We start from the raw sequence: 22,675 nt of genomic DNA, 5'->3' as shown, positions 1-22,675 counted from the left end.
GCGAAGCAATCCAGTCCCGGCCTGGAATATTCAATAGTGTCGACTCGCAATGAAAAAGCGTTATCGTTTTGCAGAGCGATGCAGCATGACTGTCAGCAGTGAATCCTCAGGCGTGCTGCATCTGCCGCTTGTTGGCGACACCGGCTTTGGCTTTTTTAGTGAGGCTCGGCAGTTTTTCATAATCCGGCACACCCTTGATATTGGCACGGGCATAATCCAGTTTAAGCTGCGCTTTGACCCGTTCAGGCTCAATACCCAACTCTTCTGTCATCACCACATATATCATTTCAAACAACCGTCGCAGGTTAATTTTGTAACTCTGACCCGCCAGTTCATACAGCCTGTCGGATAGCTGCATAAAGCGATTAAACGGCTGCTCCCCCAGTATCAGAGGCAGCGTATTGATAAAACGACCGGAGTTGCCAATCATGTCCCAGAAGCGCGCAAAGCGGTTAACCCGCTGCATAGTCATGAAATCAACGCTGCTGGTCGACAGAATGTTGTAGGGCGGCTGTGGATTGAAGCGCAGATCATAGGGATCATTATGGCGGTTGAGCGGCGCACCGCGCAGTCTTTTAAGAATGCCTAACTGAATTTCATGTGGATTGAGTGATACCAGTAGATCAAAGCTGTTAGCAAAGTTGTCCAGCGTGTCGCCAGGCAGGCCGAAAATCAGATCAGTATGCAGGTGAGCACCGGTGTGTTCGCGCAACCAGCGAATATTGTCGCGGGTTTTGTCATTATTCTGTCGGCGGCTGATCAGCGTCTGGATATCAGGGTCAAAGGTCTGTATGCCGATTTCAAACTGCAGGCTCTGGGGAGGAAAGCGTTTAAGCACGGCCTTGAGTTTTTCCGGCAGATTATCCGGCACCAGCTCAAAGTGCAGATACAGATCATCACTCATGCGTTCCAGGAAGAATTCAAGGATGCGGATACTGGTACTGACTTTCAGGTTGAAAGTGCGGTCGATAAACTTGAAGTTACGCACACCGCGCTGCCAGAGCTGATCCATTTCCTGCAGAAAGGCTTCCAGCGGGAAAGGGGTGGCTGTTTTATCCAGCGCTGACAGGCAGAACTCGCATTTAAAGGGGCAGCCGCGGGAGGCTTCCACATAGATCAGCCGGTTACGAATATCTTCATCGTTATAAAAACGGTAGGGCAGCGCTATTTCATCCAGCTTCATCGGCTGGCCTTCAATCAGTTTGGCTTCAGGAGCACTACCATCCAGAACCTGCTCACATAACTGGCGGAAACTCTGCTCGCCCTGACCGCTAATGACATAATCCGCCAGCTCACACACTGCCGGTAAATCCGGGTGATGACTGACTTCAGGGCCGCCCAGCACAATGATGATGTCCGGTGCTATCTGCTTGATTAAAGCGACCGTGTCATGGATTTCGGCAACATTCCAGATATAGACACTAAAACCGATGATCGCCGGCTGATAACTAAGCAGTTTCTCGGCAATATTCAGTGGCCTTTCCTGGATAGTGAACTCCACAATCTCAGCCTGAGACTGCAAATCGCCCAGATTGGCATACAGGTAACGCAGGCCAAATGCAGTGTGCATATAGCGGGCGTTGAGGGTGCTCAGGAGTATTGTCATATCAGCGGGGCTGGCGTTATCAGTGATCAGGAGTACGCTATTCTACTGATGCTGCAGACTATTTTCACTTCTAAGCCATTAAAAAAGGCCGGACTAGCCGGCCTTTTTTACTATAAAGCGCTAGCTTACCAGGACAAGGTCGCGACAACCCCCACGACGCGCGGGTCGCCATAAACGGCGTTGCCATAGAGAGAGTCTTCATTGAAGCGCTCGGTTCGGTAGCCTTTGTCGAACAGGTTGTTGGCATATAGGTAGGCGCCCCACTGGTCCTGTTCATACCCCAATTTCAGGTTCACCAGCGTATAAGCATCAAGCTCAGTGTTGTCAGTGCCCAGACGATCCTCACCCTTGTTGGCGTAGGAGACATTACCGTTGATAAACCAGCCATTGTCGAAGCGATAGGTACTGGCGAAATTGGCAGTCCAGTTTCTGGCGAACTGGAATTCGTCACCGGAATAATCGACATCATTCGCCTCAAAATCATCAAACTCAGTCATGCTGTAGCCAATACCGGCCAATAAATCCCAGTTGCTGTTAACAGCGAATTTGCCTTCAATTTCAAAGCCATAGAGCTTGGACTCAGCAGCATTGATAATAAAAACATCCAGTGGATTAAATGCGCCCGGTGGGGCCACGGTGACCTGCTGATCTTTCCAGTCGGTATAGAACACATTGAGGTTCAGGTTGAGACGTTTCTCAAGATGCAGAGAACGCAGAGAGGCCTCGTAATGGGTAGTGAACTCTTCATCAAACGAACGGGCCTCCCCTCGAATCGGGTTAGTGGAAATACCGCCCGGACGATAACCACGCTGAACGACAAAGCCGGTGGAAAGTGTGTCAGACCACATGTAGTTGAAGCCCAGTTTGGGCAACAGGTTGAAGTAGCTTTCATCTCCATCCCGCTGACCACTGAGGCCGGCGAGAAAGCCATCAATCGTTGGGTCAAAAACACCATAAGACGCATTTCGCTCAATCAGTGTTTCAACGTTGCTGTTCCGCTTTTCATAATCTGCACGCAGGCCGGCCAGCAGGGTCAGTTTATCGGTCAGGTTGAAATCGATATCGGCAAACAATGCGGCGGTCTCGAATTCCTCGTCAACAGCATTGATTGAGTTAACAACAATGTCAAAGCCCAGCAGGTCAGTTGTCGGTGCCTGCACATTATCTGTCGAATAGGCATCTTCCAGTTTACCTTTGGCGAAAAACACGCCGGTGACGGCACGCACGCGGTCTTTATCATATTTCAGTAAAAATTCCTGATTGAACTTGTACTCATCGGTTTCCTGAAAAAGCAGTGCATCACCCGGGCTACCATCGAAGTCAGTATCACGCTCGAAGTCACTGTGTACATAGCCGGTTCTGGATTCGAATGTCAGAACATCATTGAGAGGCTGGATGATATCCAGTGAAACGGTATTGCTCTCGGTTTCCCAACTACTCGGGAAGTTGAGTCGGCTATGACGACCGCTCTGGCGATCATCGACAGCACCATCACCATGCTCATAGAAGCGGTTATTATTGAGCGTCAGCAGGATTTCACCATCGTTGGGCGTAAGGTAAAGCAGCTTACCGCGCATATTGGCGTTATAGTTACGGTTAAAATCGCTGTCATTCAGGATATCGTTATCAACAAAGCCATCGGTACTCTGGTAATCACCGCTGAGGCGGTATGCCAGGTTATCTGTGATCGCACCGGTCTGCATGATCGCCGTCTGATAGGTATTGTCCTCACCGTAAGCGACTCTGGCTTTACCGTTACTGATAAATTCCGGGTCTTTGGTTTTCAGTCGAATTTCACCAGCCAGAGAGTTTCGACCGGAAGTAGTTGACTGGGGACCACGAAGGACTTCGACACTCTCCAGATCCCAGGTACTGATAGCATTATCCTGAATGCTGCGTGACGTCAGCAAACCATTATCGATATAAACACCAATGGTCCCGGCACCACTATCAGCGCCGGTAGCGCCTGCATTGGCGATGCCTCGGATCGCCAGGCTGTTAAAACCACTGGTGTTGGTGACATTGGGCAGCATTTCAATCAGTTCATAGAGATTGTCATTGCGGGTGCCGTTGTCCAGTTCTTCACTGTCGACCACCCGTACACTCGCCACGGTTTCCATTTGTGTTCGTTCGATTTTCTGGCCAGTAACAATGACGGGGCTCAATTGAGTCGGCTCCGGGTCGGCGTGGGCGCTAAGTGGGGCGAGCGAACCAAGGAGGAGGCTGCCGATTAAATGTGTCATTCGCATAGACTTTCCTTGTGAAAGGTGATGAGGCTCAAACTTTTTTCAAAGTCTACACAAGGATTATGTAAAAGTTAATACATATGCGAACTATTCGTATTTTTAAATGTCTCCAGGCAGCTTCAGTTGACCTTTTGTTTCAGTGATTCAGCATAGTCATGGAGTTCACTTAATAGCGCCAGTTGATCAGTATCGTCGGTGCTGTGCTGCGCCTCAGTCAGTGCCTGTTCAAAGCGACGGAAGTTCAGGATTTGTGGAGGGGCTTTTTCTCCCAGTCGGTCACGGCAGAACTGACGCCATTGCTCAAGTTCTTCCGTTGACAGGCTGTGCGGCCAGTTACGGGCGCGATAGCGAAATAGCAACTCATCCAGCCTACTATCTTCAAACGGGATGGAGAGTGTTTTGAGCATTTCCGGTTCAGCGCTGCGGATGACTTCCATTTTGCGCTTGTCGTTATCACTGAAAAAACCACCGCTGTAGAGACTGGCATCCGGATCATCAACCGGTTCGAACTCGGGTCTGGTAAAAATAGCATTCAGCTTGGCGGTTAAATCACCAGCAGCATTGAGCATCGCCAGATGTTGATCATGCGCTTTACGATCAATTTGCAAACGCGCTGCGGCTTCATCATCCAGCGTGCTGGCCGGAACCACCACCGGACATTTGTTGATATGCAGGGTTTTCAGGGCGGGTCTGCTGGCGCCGTTTTCCAGATCAGCACTGGCGGTAAACAGTCTTTGCCGCAGGGTGTCGGCATCCAGTTCAATCAAATCGCTGGGATCATGGCGCAGATCGTAGACAATGATGCCATTGTTATTGGTCGGATCCTTGGCCAGCGGCACCACCAGGGCAGTACCACAGTAGTCACCTGGGTACATCCGCGAGACATGGATGACCGGTTTACGTTCGTTCAGATTCAGTAGTGGAGCGATATCATGTTTGCGGCGATGATTGAAGACAAAGTCATATAGCCTAGGCTGAGCATTTTTGATCAGTTTGGCCATCTCAATCGTGGCGTAGACGTCAGCCAGGGCATCATGCGCACCGCTATGTTCGATACCATTGGCCGCAGTCAGATCTTCCAGACGAAAACTGGGCCTGCCGTCCTCCCGATCGGGCCAATGGATGCCTTCAGGGCGTAGGGCCCGGGTCAGCCGCACCATGTCAATAATATCCCAGCGTGAATTGCCATTCTGCCATTCACGGGCATAGGCATCATAAAAATTACGGAACAGCGTATAGCGGGTGAACTCATCATCGAATCGCAGACTGTTGTAGCCGACGCCACAGGTGCCGGGCTCGGCCAGTTCGTCATGAATGCGGGCGATGAATTCGGCCTCTGTCAGCCCCTCTTTTTCTGCCTGCTGCGGAGTCAGACCGGTGACCAGCGCCGCCTGTGGGTGGGGCAGAAAATCACCACCGGGCTTGCAGTAAATCATCAGGGGCTCACCGATGATATTCAGATCTTCGTCAGTGCGGACACCGGCAAACTGCATGGGCCGGTCAAAGCGGGGATCGATGCCGGAAGTTTCGTAGTCGTGCCAATAAAGCGTGGTCATAAAATGTCTGTGTCTGAAGGTGAGTAAACTTAAGTTAACCGAGCCTTGCCAGGAGAACAAGCTGACATAAAAAAGCCATACACCGCATAGCGATGTATGGCTTTATATCGAGAGACAGCTTTACAGGGTCGCGAAGGCCTCTTTCGCGGCACTGATGGTTTTGGCGATTTCACTGTCAGCATGGGCGGCAGACAGGAAGCCGGCTTCGAACGCCGAGGGTGCCAGATAGACACCGCGATCCAGCATGGCATGGAAGAATTTTTTGAAACGTTCCTGATCACTGGCTGCAACCTGTTCGTAATAGCTGACTTTTTTATCTTCAGTAAAGAACAGGCCAAACATGCCTCCGACATGATTGGTGGTCATCGGTACTCCGGCTTCATTCGCCGCCTGTTGCAGACCCTCAACCAGCTTGCTGGTGGCGGCACTGAGACTATCATGGAAGCCAGGCTGTTTTATCAGGTTCAGTGTCGCCAGACCGGCCGCCATCGCAATGGGGTTACCTGACAGGGTGCCAGCCTGATAGACCGGGCCCAGTGGCGCAATGTGTTCCATCACTTCCCGTTTACCGCCGAAGGCACCGACTGGCAGACCGCCGCCAATGACCTTGCCGAAAGTGGTCAGATCCGGTGTCACACCGTAATGCGCCTGGGCACCTCCCAGGGCGACACGGAAACCGGTCATGACTTCGTCAAAAATCAGCACGCTGCCATACTGGTCGCAGACTTCACGCAGTCCCTCAAGAAAACCGGGTTCTGGCGGGATGCAATTCATGTTGCCGGCGACCGGTTCGACGATAATGCAGGCAATGTCGTCACCCACCTGCTCGAAGCATTCACGCACCGAATCCATATCATTGAATCGCAGCGTCAGCGTGTGTTCTGCCAGTGCCGCAGGCACACCGGCGGAAGAGGGAACGCCCAGCGTCAATGCGCCTGAACCGGCTTTGACCAGCAGGGAGTCCGCATGACCGTGATAGCAACCTTCGAATTTCACGATTTTGTCGCGGCCGGTGTAACCACGGGCAAGGCGAATCGCGCTCATCGTCGCCTCGGTGCCTGAACTGACCATACGTACCAGTTCCATGGAAGGCACCAGCTCACAGACCAGATCAGCCATGGTGGTTTCCACTTCGGTTGGGGCACCGAAACCGAGACCGTGTTGCACCGCCTCACTGACTGCATTTAACACATCGGGATGCGCATGACCGACAATCATCGGTCCCCAGGAGCCGATGTAATCCACGTATTGTTTGCCTTCAGCATCGGTCAGCCAGGCACCTTTGCCTTCGCGGAAAAAGACCGGGTCGCCACCGACACCCTTAAATGCCCGAACCGGGGAGTTAACGCCGCCGGGAATGTGCTTTTGTGCTCTTTGAAACAATTCGTGATTGGTTTGCATGCTGTGTCCTAAATCTCTCCGATAATGTGTAGAAGCAAGATATGCGATAATTCTAACTTATCTATGCAATAAGCAAATGATCATGAGTTTAAAATTACGATTGTTGATCATCGTGACCATTATTCTGCTGATTAACTTCGCTGCCGCGGGTTATCTGATGGTACAGAATGCCAGACAGGCGCTGGCACAGGAAATGGCGTCCAGTACCCAGTTGGCGAAAGGCCTGCTGGTTAATGCGCTGCCCACATTACGATTTTCCAATGATTTGAGTGAGCGTCTGACACTGATTGTCGATAGTGTGCGCCATACCCGTCACATCCGGGCCTGGTTTGAAGACATGAATGGTCAGCCGCTGATTGGCCAGGAGGACCAGGTTGGCTTCTTTAACAAGCCAGATGCGCCAGACTGGTTTATTCGGATGATGGAACCGGAAGCGGTGGCTTTCCGGCGACTGATCACCAAGGGCAGTAAGTCATACGGCTATTTAGTCGTGGAGGCGGACCCCAGCGATGAGGTGACCGAGGTCTGGCAGGATATCAACACGCTGTTCTGGCTGGGACTGATATTCCTGTTATTGATTCTGGCTCTGATCTACATGGCACTGAGACAGGGACTGAAGCCACTGTCGCAGTTATCAGATGCGCTGGGTCATCTGGAACAGGGTGATTTTGGCGCACGGGTCGATACCACTGCCGTTAAAGAATTGAACCCGATTCAGATCCGCTTTAACCATATGGCCAGCGTGCTGGAAAAAACCATGGCAGAAAATCATGCTCTGGCCGGGAATATGCTCAGTCTGCAGGAATCAGAACGCCGCGATCTGGCGAGGGAACTGCACGATGAACTGGCGCCCTGTCTGTTTGGTATCCGAGTGGACCTGGGCGAGATCGAACGTCTGGCTGAAGAAAAACAGATTCCTCAGATTGAAGAAAAAGTCGGCTCAGTCAAAACCATTACGAATCATATCCAGTCGTTGGTTCGTAAGATGCTCAGCCGCCTGCGGCCAATGACGCTGGATGATTTGGGCCTTGCGGAAGCTCTGCGCGACATGTTGCACAACTGGCGCGACCGCCAGCCGGAAATCGACTGGGAATGGGACTTTGTCGGTGATTTCCATGATCTGCCAGATACGTTGCAGGTAACGGTTTATCGGGTGGTGCAGGAATGCACTACGAACTGTGTCCGCCATGCTAACGCCAGTCATGTCAAAGTCGAAGTGCGCCGTGACGGCGATGCGATGAAAGTCGCCGTCACCGACGACGGAAAGGGGCTTGATGCCAGTATGGTGCGAGGCTTCGGTCTGATAGGCATGCGTGAACGGGTCACGGCACTGGGTGGCCGGATCGCATTCGATACAGCAGAAGGACATGGCCTGCAGGTGCGGGTATTAATTCCATTGAAAGGTGAAACAAACAATGAAACAGGCAGTAACGATATTGGTGGTGGACGATCATCCGATAGTTCGGGCCGGCTGTCGACAGCTCATCCAGCAGATACCCTCGGCTAAGGTTTTCGAGGCTGAAACCGGCGAGGAAGGTTACCGGCTGTTCCAGGAACAGTATCCTGACATGGTGTTGCTGGATATCACCTTGCCGGGCATGGGGGGGCTGGAAGTGCTACGTCGGATTCGCGCTAATCGTGAAGATGCCAAGGTGCTGATGTTCAGCATGCATGAAGATCCGGTGTTTGCGTCCAGAGCGATGCAGGCCGGCGCTCGTGGTTACATCACCAAGAACAACGCCGCTGACCACCTGGTCGAAGCGGTGGAAAAAGTGCTGGATGGCAAGATCTATCTGAGCCCCGATATGGCCCAGCAACTGGCCATGCTGAATATCGATGCCGGTACCAGTGCGCTCAGTGATTTGTCGCGTCGTGAGTTGGAAATTCTGCGCTTGCTGGGCGAGGGCAAGAGCATGAATGAAATTTCCGATGTGCTGGGGATCAGCTATAAAACGGTGGCGAATAACCTGACTCAGATTAAAAGTAAGCTCGACATCAACAAAACAGCGGAATTAATGCGTTTTGCCATCAGCCATGGTTTGTCGTCCTAGCCTGAGTTAATGCTGGACAGAGAAGGAAGAGAAACACAGGAATAAATTCCCGTTTTATTGGGATAAGTCGCTCATCCCAGAATGACTTGCAAGCGTTAATATTTGCATCAAGTTATAGAAATTTTCAGCTTCTATAGTCTTATATTTCTCTCTCCTTCTATGAAGGTTTCGCCGGGTACCCTGTTACCCGGCTTTTTTTTGCCTGTCACTTTATTTGAGAACGCTTCTTAATTGCGAATCTCTATTGTTTATTGTAAAATCCCTTCTCTTGTTAAGATGATGCTTTTACAATGCCGAGCTATCGGCAAATATGGGATTGGATATCTATGCAATTAAAGCAGACGATAAGACGGGGCTGGCCTCTGGCGTTAATGTTGACGCTACCGCTGACAGCGGGCGCTGGTGCTCTTGAGGACGCTATCGACACGCAAGTCGATACAGATATCGCCGCACAGGAATCACAGGAAACGATCGATAACCTGGACGATGAAACCACGGACATGCTGGCGCAGTATCGCGATATCCTGCGTCAAACCCAGAGTCTGAAAACCTACAACGACCAATTGGAACAACTGGTCAGCTCACAACGAAACGAACTGGATTCGATCAGTCTGCAGTTACAGAACATCGAGACCACACAGCGCGATATCGTGCCGTTAATGAGTAAAATGATTGAGGTGCTGGAACAGTTCGTCACACTGGACATTCCCTTCCTGCAACAGGAACGCAACGACCGTCTCGTTGCGCTGAAAACCATGATGGGCCGCGCTGACGTTTCTCTCTCAGAAAAATACCGTCGCATCATGGAAGCCTATCAGGTGGAAACCGAGTATGGTCGTACCATCGAGGCTTATCAGGCGGATCTGAACAAGGAAGGTGATAACCGCACGGTCGACTTCCTCAGAATTGGTCGCGTCAATCTCTACTATCTTACTCTGGACGGTCGTGAGGCTGGAGTCTGGGATACCGAGTCCGGCCAATGGCAGACTTTACCTGATAATTATCTGCAACCCATTGCGGATGGCCTGAAAGTCGCTCGCAAACAACTACCACCGGATTTGATGGTGCTGCCGCTGAAAGCATCGGGAGGTGAACAATGAAATCTTTAATCTCCCTGATCCTGATGCTGGGGCTGAGCTTGCCACTGGCAGCACAGGAGAAACCAGCCAACCTGGATGAACTGCTGGAGCAGGTGAAACGTGACCGGGTACTGGAGCAGCAACAGAATAAATTGCGTGAAGCCGAGTTTGTTGAGGCTCATGACGAGCAGGCGCGCCTGCTGGAACAGGCGCGTCAGCAACTGAGAGCAGAAGAGCAGCGCACCCAGCGGTTGAACTCCTCCTTTAACGAACTGGAGCAGACGCTGGCAGAACAGCAGGCGTTACTGGACGAAAAATCCGGCTCTCTGGGTGAACTGTTTGGTACAGTGCGTCAAATTGCCAGCGACAGCAATAGTGTGCTGCAAAGTTCAATGACCTCAGTAACACGCAAAGAACGTCTGGATTTTCTGGCGCAATTGAGTGAAAGCAAGCAGCAACCCACTATCGACGAGTTGCGTCAACTATGGCTGACTCTGCAGGAAGAAATGACCGCTTCCGGTAAGGTGAAGCAGTTTCAGGCACCGGTGATCACGGTGACCGGTGAAGTGGCGGAACAGACAGTTACCCGTGTTGGTGTGTTTACCGCTTTCAGTGAGGGTAAATTTCTGCGTTATCTGTCTGAAACCGGCAATCTGGTGGAACTGGCTAGACAACCGGTCGACCGCCTCCGAGAGCTGATGACGGAGTTTGCCGATGCGGAGGCCGGAGAATTGATGCCAGCGGTAGTCGATCCTACGCGTGGCGCCATAATGGCGCTGCTGGTGCAGACCCCAACCCTGAAAGAGCGCATCGAACAAGGTGGCTGGATTGGTTACATTATCCTGGTTCTGGGCGCAGTGGGTCTGCTGGTCGCGATGTTGCAGTTCCTGTCCTTGCAGCGGGCGGGTAGTGGTGTCGCTAAACAACAGAAACAGAAAGAGATTAGCCAGAAAAACCCACTGGGTCGGATTCTGTCGGTTTACAACGACAAACTGGCACAGGATGTCGAAACCCTGCAGCTCAAACTGGATGAGGCCATCCTGAGAGAAATGCCCAAGTTGGAAAGGGGGCTGATCACCCTGGCAATTCTGGCCGCCATTGCGCCGATGCTGGGTCTCCTGGGTACCGTTTCAGGCATGATCGAAACCTTCCAGTCCATCACCCTGTTCGGGACCGGTGATCCGAAATTGATGTCCGGTGGCATTTCCCAGGCACTGGTGACGACGGAACTGGGCCTTGCAGTGGCTATCCCGTTACTGTTGATTCACAGTGGCCTGTCGAGCAAATCCAATCGCCTGATCCAGATTCTGGATGAGGAAAGTGCTTCGATCGTGGCCCGCAACGCGGAAACACAGAATGGACAGTCTGACTAACGGCCTGTTTCAGATACAGCTGCTGATGGAAAGCGGCGGTTTTGTGCTGTGGATTATTCTGCTGGCATCGATTCTGATGTGGTCGCTGATTATAGAACGTTATATCTACGTGTATTTTCAGCATCCCAAACAGGTCAAGCACTTGATTAGGGAATGGCAGGAGCGTCGCGACCGCACCAGTTGGTATGCGTATCAAATCCGCCAGGGCATGATTGCCGAAAGCCGAATAGCGCTGTCGCGTTATCTGATGTCAATTAAAACCCTGACTGTGGCGCTACCGATGCTGGGGCTGCTGGGTACGGTCAACGGTATGATCCAGACCTTTGATGTCATGACCGTATTCGGAACCGGCAATACCCGGGGCATGGCCGGTGGTATTTCAGTCGCTTTGATCACCACGATGGGCGGGCTGCTGACGGCCCTGTCCGGCCTGTATTTCAGCACTCAACTGAGCCAGCGGGTATCACGTGAGGTCGACAACGTGGCCGATGCTTTGCGAAGAGATTAGGAACTAGAGATGAGAAACCGACACTCCCGCAGACAAAGCGGTGGCATTGCAGACATCAATATGACGCCGTTGATTGATATGGTGTTCATACTGCTGATTTTCTTTATTGTCACCACCTCTTTTGTCAAGGAGACCGGCGTTGATGTGAACCGGCCTACGGCGAAAACAGCGGTCAAGAAAGAACGGGCCAACATTCTGATTTCAATCAGAGCCAATGATGAAATCTGGATGGACAAGCGTCAGATTGATCGTCGTGCAGTTCGTGCCAATGTCGAGCGCATGCATGCTGAAAATCCGGAAGGCTCGGTCATTATTCTTGCCGACGAAGAAGCCAAAACCGGTCTTCTGATTGAGGTCATGGATCAGGCAAGGCTGGCCGGTGTTTCTAACGTATCGATTGCAGCCGAACGGGATTAAACGCTTTTTATGAGACTGGCGATAGGCATTATTCTGGCGCTGCTGGTGAACTTCGGCCTGTTTGTGCTGATGCAGCACATGATCAGCAACAAGGAAGTCGACAAGCAACTGACTGAAGAGATCCGCCTGCTTGATTTTGTCCGTATTAAACAGGAAGAGACGCAGCCGGAAACCAAACAACGCGAACTGCCAAAAAAGCCGCCTCCACCTGAAGAGCCACCACCGCCACCGGAAACGCCGGCACCACAGACTGACCGGCCTCAACCGGATACGCCACAGATGGATATGCCACGCATTGATGTGCCGATGGACATCACTGGCGGTCCTTATCTGGGAGATTTTGCCGAGGCACCGAAAGCAGCACCAGCCCCGGCGCCGGTACCGGTAGAGGGGCCCATCATCGATAATGAGGTGATGCCACTGGTGCGGATACCACCGCAATACCCGCGTGTGGCTGCCAGACGCGGCATTGAAGGGGTGGTGACGGTACAGTTCATTATCACCAAAGATGGTACGGTTCGTGATGCAAAAGTTGTCAGGGCACAACCCTCTAACGTCTTCAATGATGAAGCCATTGAAGCTGTACTGAAATGGAAATTCAAACCTAAACTGGTGGAAGGTCAGCCGGTGGAAAGACAAGCGACCCAGGAAATCGAGTTCAAACTGTCACGATGAGAAAATTGCTTACCACATTGTTGTTGCTGAGTCTGAGTGTGCCACCAGTGCTGGCACAGGATGAGGAGTATTTACTGACCCAGAAGACCTATGAAGCGCTGAGTAAAGCACAGGAATTGATGGAGCAGACACAATTCGGCGAGGCTGGACGACGTCTCAATGAGTTGCTGGCCCAGACAGAGGCAGGCAGTTATGACCGTGCCGTTGTACAACAAACAATCGGCTACCTGCATTCGGAACAGGCACAGTATGATCGGGCTGCTGCTGCCTTTCAGGAAGCGCTGGATGCCGATGCGTTGCCTGAGGATGTGACCCACAACCTGCGTTACAACCTGGCTCAGATTCTGATCGCTGACGGACAGTACAGTAAAGGCATTGCCCTGATGGAACAATGGCTTGCCAGTGAGGGGCAGGCTGACAATAGCGTCTATGTGTTGTTAGCCACCGCTTATTACCGGGTCGAGAATTTCAGTAAAGTCATCGAACATATCCGCACTGCGATTAAAAACGATCGTGATCCCAAGGAAGACTGGTATCGACTGCAATTGTCTGCGCATATGTCGCTGAATCAATATAAGTCAGCGATCAATGTGCTGGAAATTCTCATTACCCGCTACCCGCACCGCAAAATATACTGGGATCAACTGGCCGCCCTGTACCAGCAACAGGAGAAAGAATTCACTTCTCTCGCCGTGCGTATGCTGGCTGACAGACTGGATCTGGGCGATCCCAAAACCCTAGTCAATCTGGCCGATATGTATCGTTACCTGCGTGTGCCCTACAAATCCGGCAAACTGCTGGAAAGAGCGATGAATGAGGGTGTGATTCCGTCTGACTTCAAGCATCTGGAGAAGCTGGCTGATAGTTGGATGGCAGCCCGTGAAGACGCATTGGCGGCAGAAACGCTGAAACAAATGCTGTCGAAAGACAACAGCGGCAAAACCCACCTGAAACTGGCCCAGGTTTACCTAGCCACTGAAGACTGGCAGCAGGTGATTGATACCCTGAGTCCGGTGGTGGGGTCCTTGCAGGGCAATAACAAAGGGCGTGCACAGTTATTGCTGGGTACCAGTTACTTCCACCTGGACCAGTTGGAGCAGGCCAAAGCGGCTTTCAGTCGGGCGATGGCCTTTGAAAGTCAGTCAAGTCAGGCAGGGCAGTGGCTACGCCACATCGATGATATCCTTCAGAGACAAAATAATGCCGAGACAAGCTGATCTGAATCAGCTCAAGCAGGCACTGGTGCAGCATTATCAGTGGCTGCGCCAGTTTGGTTGCAATGACTCTCACAGCGGTAATGCGTCGCTGCGCTGGCACGATGAAATCTGGGTGACCCCCAGCGGTTGTTGTGCCGACACGCTGAAGCCTGAAGATCTGGTCCGTTGCCATATTGACGGCAGTCGCGAGGAGGGTGCTTCATTGGATGCGCCCTTGCATATTGAAGTCTACCGGCAGAATGCGCAGGCCCGCGCCGTGTTGCACAGTCATGGACCGCATACAGTGGCATTGACCTTGAAAGGGCAGGACTTTGTGCCGGTCGATTTTGAGGGGCAATTGTACTTTCCCCGGGTACCGGTTGTGACCATTCCCTATCAGGATTATGTCGCCAAATCGCCGGCGCTGGTCGCCGCCAATCTCAAAGATTATAAAGTCACTGTGGTTGCCGGCCATGGTGTTTATGCCTGTGCAGAAACGATCAATCTCGCGTATAAATGGAGTTGTTCGCTGGAATTGTCGGCCAAAACAGCCTGGTTGGCGCATCAGATTGACCGCTAAGCGACAGCCCGGCCATCTTTTCGCAACAATTTCACGCTTCACTAGTCATAACGACTCATCCAAAGTCACAACGGAGTAGGAGCATGACAGCTGAAAGCACCCTTAAGAAAAGCGCGACGGCTGAGCAGGGTTTTTTGAGAACACCACTGCTCGACGGCGATGATCCCGCCGCAAAACGTCGCGAAATCGCAGCCTACTTTAATTTCAACTTCGAACGCTACGAGTCTCTGTTCGACACGCTCAAGTCTGACGAAGCTTTTTACCGTAAATCGATTCCGCTGCGTCATCCGCTGATTTTCTACTACGGTCATACCGCTACCTTTTTTGTTAACAAAATGCTGTTGGCAGGCCTGATCGATAAACGTATCAACCCCAAATTTGAATCCATGTTTGCTGTCGGCGTGGATGAAATGAGCTGGGATGATCTGAACGAAGATCACTACGAGTGGCCTGCAGTCGAGGAAGTCACTGCCTATCGCCAGCAGGTCAAGGCGATGATCAACAGAGTGATTCAGAAAGCGCCGTTAAAATTGCCGATTGATTGGGAGAACCCTTGGTGGGCCATCCTGATGGGCATTGAGCATGAGCAGATTCATCTGGAAACCTCCTCGGTACTGATCCGCCAGCAGAAGCTGGACCTGGTGCAGTCCAGATCTGCCTGGCGTCCATTCAAAGACAGGGGGGAAGCACCGGAGAACAGTCTGGTGACTATCCCGGGTGGTACGGTACAAATCGGCAAGGATTTCAGTGACCGGGTTTACGGCTGGGATAATGAATACGGTCAGCACCAGGCCGAGATCAATGATTTCCAGGCTTCCCGTTTTCTGGTCAGTAACCAGGAGTTTCTTGCCTTTGTCGAAGCTGGAGGCTATCAGCAGGATGACTGGTGGCAGGAAGAAGGTCTGGCCTGGCGTCAGTTTACCCAGGCCATGCATCCCACCTTCTGGATCAAGAGTGCCCAAGGTTGGCAACTGCGGCTGATGACGGAAGTGGTCGATATGCCGTGGAATTGGCCGGTCGATGTCAACTATCATGAAGCTAAAGCGTTTTGTAACTGGAAGGCTGAGCAGACCGGGGAGGCTGTCAGACTACCCACCGAGGATGAGTGGTACCGGATTTACGAACACGCCGGCTTGAGTGAACTGGACGAGAAGCCGGCGGTGGCGAATATTCACCTTGATTATGCCGCTTCCTCCTGTCCGGTGGATCATTTTGCCCACGGTGATCTCTTCGATGTCATCGGTAACGTCTGGCAATGGACAGAAACACCGACCTATCCGTTTGACGGTTTCAAGGTGCATCCAATCTACGATGATTTCACCACGCCGACCTTCGACGGGCAGCATAACCTGATCAAGGGCGGTTCCTGGATTTCCTGCGGTAATGAAAGCCGTCTGGCTTCACGCTATGCTTTCCGCCGTCATTTCTTTCAACATGCGGGTTTCCGCTATGTGGTCTCGGATAATGAAGTCGAGCAGCATAGCTCCAACTACGAAACCGACCAGATGCTGTCCCAGTATGCCGAGTTCCACTATGGTGATAGCTATTTTAACGTCGGCAATTTTCCCAAAACATTGGCTGAACTCGCCGTGGAAATAATGGGAGATAAACCGAAAGGTCATGCCCTGGATATCGGCTGTGCGGTCGGTCGTGCCAGTTTTGAGCTGGCACGTGATTTCGATAAAGTCACCGGCGTGGATTTCTCAGCCCGCCTGATTAATCTGGGTGTACAGATGGCGCAACAGGGCGTAGTTCGCTATACCATCACTGATGAAGGCGATCTGGTGCATTACGAAGAACGTCGCCTGGACACAATGGGGCTGGCAGATGTCGCAGATAAAGTCGAGTTCCTGCAGGGGGATGCCTGTAATCTGAAACCGATTTATCGTGGTTACGATCTGATCCTCGCCGCCAACCTGATTGATCGTCTTTACCGTCCCGCACAGTTCCTGCGCAGTGTGCATGAGAGGCTGAACGAGGGCGGGGTGCTGATGCTGGCTTCTCCCTATACCTGGTTGGAAGAACATACCGACAAGTCGGAGTGGCTGGGCGGTTTTAAAAAAGATGGTGAGAGCTTCACCACGCTGGATGGGCTTAAAGCCATTCTGGAACCGCATTTTGAATTGATTCGTGGTCCGGAATCGGTACCCTTTGTCATCCGTGAGACCAGTCGAAAATTCCAGCATACCCTGTCTGAGGTGACCGTCTGGCAGCGGCGTCCGAGCGGCGAATAGCGTAACGGCTCAAACGTTGATGCATTGCTCTGCAGGTCAGGAAGACTTTAAACTCGCCAGTCATGTTTTATTTAATGGCAGGAGCGGGTTCACATCATGAGCTTTGATTTTGATACGCCAGTCGATCGCACTGGCTCCAGCAGTCTTAAGTTCGATGCCAGACAGGCTTATTTTGGCCGCGCTGATGTGATGCCGATGTGGGTAGCGGATATGGACTTCGCTGCCCCGCCTGCCGTGACCCAGGCGCTGGTGGCCAGGGCTGAGCACCCTGTTTACGGTTATACACTGTATCCGGAATCCGTCTATCAATCGCTGATCGACTGGTGTCAGCAGCGCTACCAATGGTCGGTGAAACGCAGTCACATCATGATGTGTCCGGGCGTTGTACCCTCTCTGCATGCAGCGATTGAAGCCCTGACTCAACTGGGCGACAAGGTGGTTGTTCAGCCGCCGGTTTATTTCCCCTTTTTCACAGCGGTGACCGAAACCGGCCGTGATCTGGTGCTGAACCCGCTAAAACTGGAAAATGGTCATTACGCGATGGACCTTGAGCATCTGGAAGACTGTGCCAAAGCCGGAGCCCGTTTACTGCTGCTCTGTTCACCGCACAATCCGGTCGGCCGCGTCTGGCGAAGGCAGGAATTAAACGAGCTGCTGACACTCGCGGAGCGCTACCAGATGACAATCATCTCTGATGAAATCCATGCCGATTTGATCTTCCCCGGTCAGTCTCACCTGCCGCTCGCCGATCTGACTGATTCAGTGAATGTGCTGACTGCTATCGCTCCCAGCAAAACCTTCAATATCCCGGGCATGGGTCTGTCCTCGCTGGTGGTGCCGCAAAAGTCGGACCGCAAAGCGATCAATCGGGTTTTTGACAGCTGGCATGTGAGCGCAGCCAACCCGTTCAGTATCACGGCCTACGAAGCGGCTTACCGTCATGGTGAGGCGTGGCTGGACGCCTTGATGGCCTATCTGCAGCAATCGCTGAACGCTGCTCGTCACATCATCATAACCGAGCTGAATGGTATCAACTTGATTGAACCGGAGGGCACCTACTTGTTGTGGCTGGATTGTCGGCAACTGGGGCTGGATAACCAGGCGCTGCGAGGTTTTTTTATTGAAAACGCCGGTGTCGGAATGAATCCGGGTTATGTTTTTGGAGAAACCGGGTCTGGCTTCATGCGGTTGAATATGGGCTGTCCCAGAGCCCAACTCGACGCCGCACTGGCTAAAGTGGCTCAAGCGCTTACGGAACTGAATCACTGATTGAAGCGCGTTTTTTCTTGATGCCGCACTCTATAATCATCAATGTTCTGCCTGTGATGCAGGAGACATAAATGAGGAATGAAGATGACAGACACAATTGGCGCGGCTGCTGGGATAATCTGGCATTACCTGGCAGAAAATGGTGCGGTATCAGTCAGTAAGCTTGCCAAGGACACCGGGCTTGAGAGTAAAGTCCTGCAGCGCGCACTCGGTTGGCTGGCAAAAGAAGACAAACTCTGCTTTGAGCTTAAAGGCCGTAGCGAGATGATTAGCCTTAAGCAGGGTTAATCGACAATATCCCTTTTGACGGTAAAGGCGCCTCGGATATCGCCCAGTTTGAATCCGGTCGCCATATCATCAGGATAGTGGGTATCAATTCTTGCCTGTACCGGTTCAGCGATTTTTGAACCATGGCAGGAGAGGCAGACTTTATCAGTCGGGATTGCCTTCATCATCCGCCACTGGCTGCCTGAGGCAGTTTCTACTTTCTCTTTAAAAGTCAGTTTCTGGATCGCTTCTCCGCCCGCTAGCCGGGTTTCAAAGCGCTGGAGCACATCCGTCTCCCAGGCATCGGCTTCATTAGCCGGGTTGCGAACTTTAAGGCTGGTGCGGCCAATTTCAAGACCATACTTCTTGGAAATTTCGGCAGCCATGCTGGGGGCAATCAGGTTGCAGACCGACACTGCCTCGGCTGGTCCGCCATCCCCCATTGCTGCCAGAAGGGAAGATTTAAGGCTGGTAGCCAGTTCTTTAATCGCTGCCTGAGCATCCTTTTTAAAGGCCTCCTGTGCCGCTTTTTCTTCCCCAGCGCTCACCGCACCGGTCATGACTAAAGCCAGAATTAACGCTAAAGATCGCATAAAAAGCCTATCCTCATTCTGTCAGCATAATAAAGAGACCAGCCAGCATGGGTGGCCAGCCGGCCCAGGGACTGAATACGATTCGCCAGGGCAGATGTTGCGGTCTGAAACCAACACCGTGGACAAACCCGATGCAAGCCCCCATCAACACTATCATCAGCATGCCATGCTGAGAAGTCCCGTCAGCTGAGATCAGCGTTGGTGGGTAAACCAGAATCATCAATGAGACGATGGCGGCTAACAACAGACTAATCAGTCTTAGCAGACTACTAGTCATCCGCTTCCTCCCCATCATTTAATTCTAACCACATGACATTGATGATACCAAAAGCCACTGCGAGCAAAACGCCCAGAATCCATGCGAAATACCACATTGGGGCCCCCTAGTAAGTCGAGTGTTGATTGTCGCGGATAAATTGCACATCCAGGCGTTGCCACATCCGACGGTAAGTCCAGTAACTATAGCCCAGAATTAATGGCACAAATATCGCTGCGGTCCAGAACATAATTTCCAGTGTCAGTTTGCTGGAGGTCGCATCCCACATTGTCAGGCTGCTGTTGATATCCGAACTGGAGGGCATGACAAATGGGAAAAGAGAAAAACCTGCAGTGAGAATGATGCCTGTCAGCACGACACAGCTACTGATAAAAGCCAGTCCAGCCCGGCCGATATGAGAAGCCAGGCACACCATGAGCATGGCCAGCAACGCCAGGCCCGGTGCCAGCATCGTCCATGGATAGAGAACATAATTATTAAGCCAGGCACCAGTCTCAGTGCTGACCTGTTTCATTTCGGGGGTGAAGCTTGAGCCCGCATCCGGCATGCTGTTGACCACATAACCCTCAATCCCGGTGGCGACCCAGACTCCGGCGATGCCAAAACAGATCAAGAGAACCCCAGCGCTGACTTTGGCAACCATTGCTGCCCGTGATTCGAGCTGATCGACTGTACGTGCCTGTAACCAGACAGCGCCATGCATGATCACCATCAACAGGCTGGTAATGCCACAGAGTAGGGCGAAAGGGCTTAACAGATGCCAGAATGTGCCGGTGTAATTAGGCCGCATAAAGTCATCGAAATGAAATGGCACGCCCAGCAACAGATTGCCAAAGGCGACGCCGAAAATAAGCGGCGGTACGGCACTGCCGATAAACAGACCCCAATCCCAGCTTCGCCGCCAGCGCGGGTGATCAATTTTGCTGCGGTAATCAAAACCGACCGGCCTCAAGAACAAGGCAAACAATGTCAGCATCATGGCCAGATAAAAGCCCGAGAAAGCCATTGCGTAAACCAGTGGCCATGCGGCAAATAGAGCGCCACCGGCGGTAATCAGCCAGACCTGGTTACCCTCCCAGTGCGGACCCACGGTGTTGAGCATGATACGTCTTTCTTCATCGTTACGGCCAAGGAAAGGCAACAGTGTTCCGACACCCATATCGAAGCCGTCTGTCAGCGCAAAGCCAATCAGGAGCACGCCGATGAGTAACCACCAAATCAGTTTCAAAGTCTCATAATCGAACATCTCAGGCCTCCTTAATGGTCGTTTCAAAGTGGTACTGACCGGTATGAAGACTACTCGGGCCCTGTCTGACAAAATGAATCATCAGGTACATCTCAATAATCAGTAACAGCGTGTAGAAGCTGATCAGCGCAATCAAACTGTTCCAGACATCACTCACTGCGAGTGTTGAGGTGGAGAGGAAGGTGGGTAATATGCCGCTGATAGACCAGGGTTGGCGACCGTATTCGGCAACAAACCAGCCAGTTTCAGCTGCAATCCAGGGTAAAGGCAGGGCAAACACCACCAGCCAGAGAAACCCTCTCTGTTGGGATTCCTGCCTTTTAGCGCAATGGTAGAAAGCCAGCGCAAAAATAATCAGCATCGCAAAACCGGAAGCCACCATTACCCGGAAAGCCCAAAACATGGGGGCCACGCCAGGAATAGAGTCTCGCGCCGCAGCCGCAATTTGTTCTTCACTGGCATCACTGATGGACTCAGTATAGCGTTTCAGCAGTAGCCCGTAACCGAGATCATCTTTGACCGCATCGAAGGCGGCGATAGTATTGCTATCGGTTTGACCGTTACGCAGTTTTTCCAGCAGGGCATAGGCATGCATGCCATTACGGATGCGTTCCTTATTTTCTTCAATCAGCTCTTTAATACCGGTTACCGGTTCATCAACGGAACGAGTGGCTATTAATCCCATGACATAAGGAATTTTTATCGCATAATCAGTTTCCATCGTGTCTTCATTGGGTAAGCCGAACAGGGTGAATGCCGCAGGCGGTTCAGTGGTTTCCCACTCAGCTTCAATGGCAGCCAGTTTGGTTTTTTGAACATCTCCCAGCTCATAGCCACTCTCATCGCCCAGGACAATGACGGAACAGATTGATGCCAGCCCAAATCCTGCTGCCACAGCGAAACTGCGTCGGGCGAAAGCGATATCCTGTTTTTTCAGCAGATACCAGGCGCTGATACTAAGCACAAACATGGCGCCAGTGACATAACCGGCTGCCACGGTATGAATAAATTTGACTTGCGCCACCGGATTGAAAAAGACCTCGGCGAAACTGGTCAGCTCCATGCGCATGGTCTGATAGTTGAAATCGGCACCAACCGGGTTCTGCATCCAGGCATTGGCGATAAGAATCCACAATGCCGACAAGTTCGATCCCAGTGCGACCAGGAAAGTCGTCATCAGGTGTTGCCGCTTGCTCAGTCGATCCCAGCCCAGGAAAAACATGCCAACGAAAGTTGATTCCAGCATAAATGCCATCAATCCCTCGATAGCCAGTGGTGCCCCGAATATGTCGCCGACATAGTGTGAGTAATAGGCCCAGTTGGTACCGAACTGAAATTCCAGTGTCAGGCCGGTTGTGACACCGAGTGCAAAGTTGATACCGAACAGCTTGCCCCAGAACTTTGTCATATCCCGGTATATCTCTTTACCGGTCATGACATAGATGGATTCCATAATAACCAGAATCCAGGAGAGCCCAAGGGTGAGCGGCACAAATAGAAAGTGATACATTGCCGTAATGGCAAATTGTAGCCGCGAGAGGTCCACCAGGTGTTCACTAATCACGGTTTTCTCCTTGTGAAGTGGAAGACAGCAGTTTCTGAGCGGTTGCGTTGCTGTTGTCGAGTCCGGGCGGCGTGCTGAAGAATTGATTCCAGATGACAAACAGCAGCATCAGTTTCAGCAGCAGCATCAGAGCAAGTTCTGTGAGTAGGCGCTTATCGGTGAGACGTTTGCCTGTCATGAGCAACCTCCTGTCTTAGCGATCGTGTTTAAAGTGAGAAAACTCACTGTGTTTAAGATATACCCGGTTATAGCTTATGCAAGCAGTAACTCGCGCAAAGTTGATCTAAATCAAAGTCTTACATCGCAGCATGACTCATTGATTAAAAGCAGCACCGGCGGGTAATCCCATTTTTTTCAGCAAACGAGCCAGTGGACAAAAACCGGTCAATGCCGCCTGTAATAAATTGGCGCCGACGATAGCCGTAAGCCAGAGCCAGTAACCATGATGTAACTGCGATAAAACCAGACTCAGCAGAATCATTGAACCGGCAAAAACCATGACAACACGATCGATATTCATTTCAGCCTCTACAATTA

The 22,675-nt window shown here is 51.8% G+C and carries 23 protein-coding genes; 12 read left to right on the top strand and 11 right to left on the bottom strand.

The genetic code is table 11. The features are described 5' to 3' along the window. Positions 1-106: 106 nt before the first annotated feature. The 4 genes from OMQ46_RS11360 to hemL all read right to left on the bottom strand — a co-directional run bounded on the left by OMQ46_RS11360 (position 107) and on the right by hemL (position 6,809). Positions 107-1,606, bottom strand: coding sequence for a B12-binding domain-containing radical SAM protein (locus OMQ46_RS11360; protein WP_266237026.1), 1,500 nt, complete (start codon positions 1,604-1,606; stop codon positions 107-109). A 125-nt stretch (positions 1,607-1,731) separates the two neighbouring features. Further along, on the bottom strand, positions 1,732-3,849 hold the full coding sequence (locus OMQ46_RS11355; protein ID WP_266237025.1) for a TonB-dependent receptor: 2,118 nt from the start codon (positions 3,847-3,849) through the stop codon (positions 1,732-1,734). Positions 3,850-3,971: 122 nt separating this feature from the next. Then, positions 3,972-5,408, bottom strand: coding sequence for an exodeoxyribonuclease I (gene sbcB / locus OMQ46_RS11350; protein WP_266237023.1), 1,437 nt, complete (start codon positions 5,406-5,408; stop codon positions 3,972-3,974). A gap of 120 nt (positions 5,409-5,528) precedes the next feature. After that, the gene (gene hemL / locus OMQ46_RS11345; protein WP_266237022.1) at positions 5,529-6,809 is read right to left on the bottom strand and encodes a glutamate-1-semialdehyde 2,1-aminomutase; all 1,281 of its coding nucleotides are present in this window, start codon (positions 6,807-6,809) and stop codon (positions 5,529-5,531) included. Between the two features lie 82 nt (positions 6,810-6,891). Between hemL and OMQ46_RS11340 the strand changes: the two genes are divergently transcribed. From OMQ46_RS11340 to OMQ46_RS11285, 12 genes are all read left to right on the top strand, one after another. Next, a complete protein-coding gene (locus OMQ46_RS11340) occupies positions 6,892-8,316 on the top strand; it encodes a LapD/MoxY N-terminal periplasmic domain-containing protein (protein ID WP_266237020.1) in 1,425 nt (474 codons plus the stop codon). Then, complete coding sequence (locus tag OMQ46_RS11335; RefSeq protein WP_266237019.1) at positions 8,225-8,860, top strand: response regulator transcription factor; 636 nt, start codon at positions 8,225-8,227, stop codon at positions 8,858-8,860. Before OMQ46_RS11340 ends, OMQ46_RS11335 begins: the two co-directional genes overlap by 92 nt. 326 nt (positions 8,861-9,186) lie before the next feature. Continuing rightward, on the top strand, positions 9,187-9,960 hold the full coding sequence (locus OMQ46_RS11330; protein WP_266237018.1) for a DUF3450 domain-containing protein: 774 nt from the start codon (positions 9,187-9,189) through the stop codon (positions 9,958-9,960). Then, entirely contained in the window at positions 9,957-11,312 is a 1,356-nt protein-coding gene (locus tag OMQ46_RS11325) for a MotA/TolQ/ExbB proton channel family protein (protein ID WP_266237017.1), read from the top strand. Before OMQ46_RS11330 ends, OMQ46_RS11325 begins: the two co-directional genes overlap by 4 nt. Next, the gene (locus OMQ46_RS11320) at positions 11,296-11,820 is read left to right on the top strand and encodes a MotA/TolQ/ExbB proton channel family protein (protein ID WP_266237015.1); all 525 of its coding nucleotides are present in this window, start codon (positions 11,296-11,298) and stop codon (positions 11,818-11,820) included. The genes OMQ46_RS11325 and OMQ46_RS11320 overlap by 17 nt, the downstream gene beginning before the upstream one ends. A gap of 9 nt (positions 11,821-11,829) precedes the next feature. Continuing rightward, positions 11,830-12,237 (top strand): ExbD/TolR family protein, encoded by a 408-nt coding sequence (locus tag OMQ46_RS11315; RefSeq protein ID WP_266237013.1) that lies wholly within the window; start codon positions 11,830-11,832, stop codon positions 12,235-12,237. A gap of 9 nt (positions 12,238-12,246) precedes the next feature. Next, entirely contained in the window at positions 12,247-12,912 is a 666-nt protein-coding gene (locus OMQ46_RS11310; protein ID WP_266237011.1) for an energy transducer TonB, read from the top strand. Further along, on the top strand, positions 12,909-14,129 hold the full coding sequence (locus tag OMQ46_RS11305) for a tetratricopeptide repeat protein (RefSeq protein WP_266237009.1): 1,221 nt from the start codon (positions 12,909-12,911) through the stop codon (positions 14,127-14,129). Before OMQ46_RS11310 ends, OMQ46_RS11305 begins: the two co-directional genes overlap by 4 nt. Beyond that, a complete protein-coding gene (locus OMQ46_RS11300) occupies positions 14,113-14,688 on the top strand; it encodes a class II aldolase/adducin family protein (protein WP_266237007.1) in 576 nt (191 codons plus the stop codon). The genes OMQ46_RS11305 and OMQ46_RS11300 overlap by 17 nt, the downstream gene beginning before the upstream one ends. An 83-nt stretch (positions 14,689-14,771) precedes the next feature. Continuing rightward, on the top strand, positions 14,772-16,922 hold the full coding sequence (ovoA, locus tag OMQ46_RS11295; RefSeq protein WP_266237006.1) for a 5-histidylcysteine sulfoxide synthase: 2,151 nt from the start codon (positions 14,772-14,774) through the stop codon (positions 16,920-16,922). 96 nt (positions 16,923-17,018) lie between these two features. Then, a complete protein-coding gene (locus tag OMQ46_RS11290) occupies positions 17,019-18,191 on the top strand; it encodes a pyridoxal phosphate-dependent aminotransferase (protein ID WP_266237005.1) in 1,173 nt (390 codons plus the stop codon). A gap of 84 nt (positions 18,192-18,275) precedes the next feature. Then, positions 18,276-18,479 carry a winged helix-turn-helix domain-containing protein gene (locus tag OMQ46_RS11285; RefSeq protein WP_266237004.1) on the top strand — a complete coding sequence of 68 codons (204 nt, stop codon included), beginning with the start codon at positions 18,276-18,278 and terminating at the stop codon, positions 18,477-18,479. Here OMQ46_RS11285 and OMQ46_RS11280 read toward each other — a convergent pair. The 7 genes from OMQ46_RS11280 to OMQ46_RS11250 all read right to left on the bottom strand — a co-directional run bounded on the left by OMQ46_RS11280 (position 18,476) and on the right by OMQ46_RS11250 (position 22,658). Next, positions 18,476-19,051, bottom strand: coding sequence for a Tll0287-like domain-containing protein (locus OMQ46_RS11280; protein ID WP_266237003.1), 576 nt, complete (start codon positions 19,049-19,051; stop codon positions 18,476-18,478). The two genes, OMQ46_RS11285 and OMQ46_RS11280, sit on opposite strands and share 4 nt — an antisense overlap. 13 nt (positions 19,052-19,064) lie before the next feature. Next, positions 19,065-19,328, bottom strand: coding sequence for a cyd operon YbgE family protein (locus OMQ46_RS11275; RefSeq protein ID WP_266237002.1), 264 nt, complete (start codon positions 19,326-19,328; stop codon positions 19,065-19,067). Beyond that, the gene (cydX, locus tag OMQ46_RS11270; protein ID WP_266237001.1) at positions 19,321-19,425 is read right to left on the bottom strand and encodes a cytochrome bd-I oxidase subunit CydX; all 105 of its coding nucleotides are present in this window, start codon (positions 19,423-19,425) and stop codon (positions 19,321-19,323) included. The genes OMQ46_RS11275 and cydX overlap by 8 nt, the downstream gene beginning before the upstream one ends. A 9-nt stretch (positions 19,426-19,434) precedes the next feature. After that, complete coding sequence (gene cydB / locus OMQ46_RS11265) at positions 19,435-20,574, bottom strand: cytochrome d ubiquinol oxidase subunit II (RefSeq protein WP_266237000.1); 1,140 nt, start codon at positions 20,572-20,574, stop codon at positions 19,435-19,437. Position 20,575: 1 nt separating this feature from the next. Then, positions 20,576-22,138 (bottom strand): cytochrome ubiquinol oxidase subunit I, encoded by a 1,563-nt coding sequence (locus tag OMQ46_RS11260; RefSeq protein WP_266236998.1) that lies wholly within the window; start codon positions 22,136-22,138, stop codon positions 20,576-20,578. After that, positions 22,131-22,316: a cytochrome oxidase putative small subunit CydP gene (cydP, locus tag OMQ46_RS11255; protein ID WP_266236997.1), complete on the bottom strand. Its 186-nt coding sequence runs from the start codon at positions 22,314-22,316 to the stop codon at positions 22,131-22,133. The genes OMQ46_RS11260 and cydP overlap by 8 nt, the downstream gene beginning before the upstream one ends. Positions 22,317-22,451: 135 nt before the next feature. Next, positions 22,452-22,658 (bottom strand): DUF2892 domain-containing protein, encoded by a 207-nt coding sequence (locus tag OMQ46_RS11250; protein ID WP_266236995.1) that lies wholly within the window; start codon positions 22,656-22,658, stop codon positions 22,452-22,454. Between the last annotated feature and the right edge of the window lie 17 nt (positions 22,659-22,675).

The sequence above is a fragment of the Methylophaga sp. OBS1 genome (genome assembly GCF_026319365.1).
Note: the sequence above shows the minus strand (reverse complement) of the source record. Positions and strands in the feature narration are given on the sequence as shown.

Bases quoted from the DNA above. Each gene is read 5' to 3' on its own strand.
- OMQ46_RS11335 (WP_266237019.1), top strand. From the start codon at position 8,225: ATGAAACAGGCAGTAACGATATTGGTGGTGGACGATCATCCGATAGTT.
- OMQ46_RS11300 (WP_266237007.1), top strand. From the start codon at position 14,113: ATGCCGAGACAAGCTGATCTGAATCAGCTCAAGCAGGCACTGGTGCAG.
- OMQ46_RS11355 (WP_266237025.1), bottom strand. From the start codon at position 3,849: ATGACACATTTAATCGGCAGCCTCCTCCTTGGTTCGCTCGCCCCACTT.
- OMQ46_RS11330 (WP_266237018.1), top strand. From the start codon at position 9,187: ATGCAATTAAAGCAGACGATAAGACGGGGCTGGCCTCTGGCGTTAATG.
- OMQ46_RS11305 (WP_266237009.1), top strand. From the start codon at position 12,909: ATGAGAAAATTGCTTACCACATTGTTGTTGCTGAGTCTGAGTGTGCCA.
- OMQ46_RS11325 (WP_266237017.1), top strand. From the start codon at position 9,957: ATGAAATCTTTAATCTCCCTGATCCTGATGCTGGGGCTGAGCTTGCCA.
- OMQ46_RS11250 (WP_266236995.1), bottom strand. From the start codon at position 22,658: ATGAATATCGATCGTGTTGTCATGGTTTTTGCCGGTTCAATGATTCTG.
- OMQ46_RS11285 (WP_266237004.1), top strand. From the start codon at position 18,276: ATGACAGACACAATTGGCGCGGCTGCTGGGATAATCTGGCATTACCTG.
- cydX (WP_266237001.1), bottom strand. From the start codon at position 19,425: ATGTGGTATTTCGCATGGATTCTGGGCGTTTTGCTCGCAGTGGCTTTT.
- cydP (WP_266236997.1), bottom strand. From the start codon at position 22,316: ATGACAGGCAAACGTCTCACCGATAAGCGCCTACTCACAGAACTTGCT.
- ovoA (WP_266237006.1), top strand. From the start codon at position 14,772: ATGACAGCTGAAAGCACCCTTAAGAAAAGCGCGACGGCTGAGCAGGGT.
- sbcB (WP_266237023.1), bottom strand. From the start codon at position 5,408: ATGACCACGCTTTATTGGCACGACTACGAAACTTCCGGCATCGATCCC.
- OMQ46_RS11310 (WP_266237011.1), top strand. From the start codon at position 12,247: ATGAGACTGGCGATAGGCATTATTCTGGCGCTGCTGGTGAACTTCGGC.
- cydB (WP_266237000.1), bottom strand. From the start codon at position 20,574: ATGTTCGATTATGAGACTTTGAAACTGATTTGGTGGTTACTCATCGGC.
- hemL (WP_266237022.1), bottom strand. From the start codon at position 6,809: ATGCAAACCAATCACGAATTGTTTCAAAGAGCACAAAAGCACATTCCC.
- OMQ46_RS11340 (WP_266237020.1), top strand. From the start codon at position 6,892: ATGAGTTTAAAATTACGATTGTTGATCATCGTGACCATTATTCTGCTG.
- OMQ46_RS11315 (WP_266237013.1), top strand. From the start codon at position 11,830: ATGAGAAACCGACACTCCCGCAGACAAAGCGGTGGCATTGCAGACATC.
- OMQ46_RS11360 (WP_266237026.1), bottom strand. From the start codon at position 1,606: ATGACAATACTCCTGAGCACCCTCAACGCCCGCTATATGCACACTGCA.
- OMQ46_RS11275 (WP_266237002.1), bottom strand. From the start codon at position 19,328: ATGACTAGTAGTCTGCTAAGACTGATTAGTCTGTTGTTAGCCGCCATC.
- OMQ46_RS11320 (WP_266237015.1), top strand. From the start codon at position 11,296: ATGGACAGTCTGACTAACGGCCTGTTTCAGATACAGCTGCTGATGGAA.
- OMQ46_RS11290 (WP_266237005.1), top strand. From the start codon at position 17,019: ATGAGCTTTGATTTTGATACGCCAGTCGATCGCACTGGCTCCAGCAGT.
- OMQ46_RS11280 (WP_266237003.1), bottom strand. From the start codon at position 19,051: ATGCGATCTTTAGCGTTAATTCTGGCTTTAGTCATGACCGGTGCGGTG.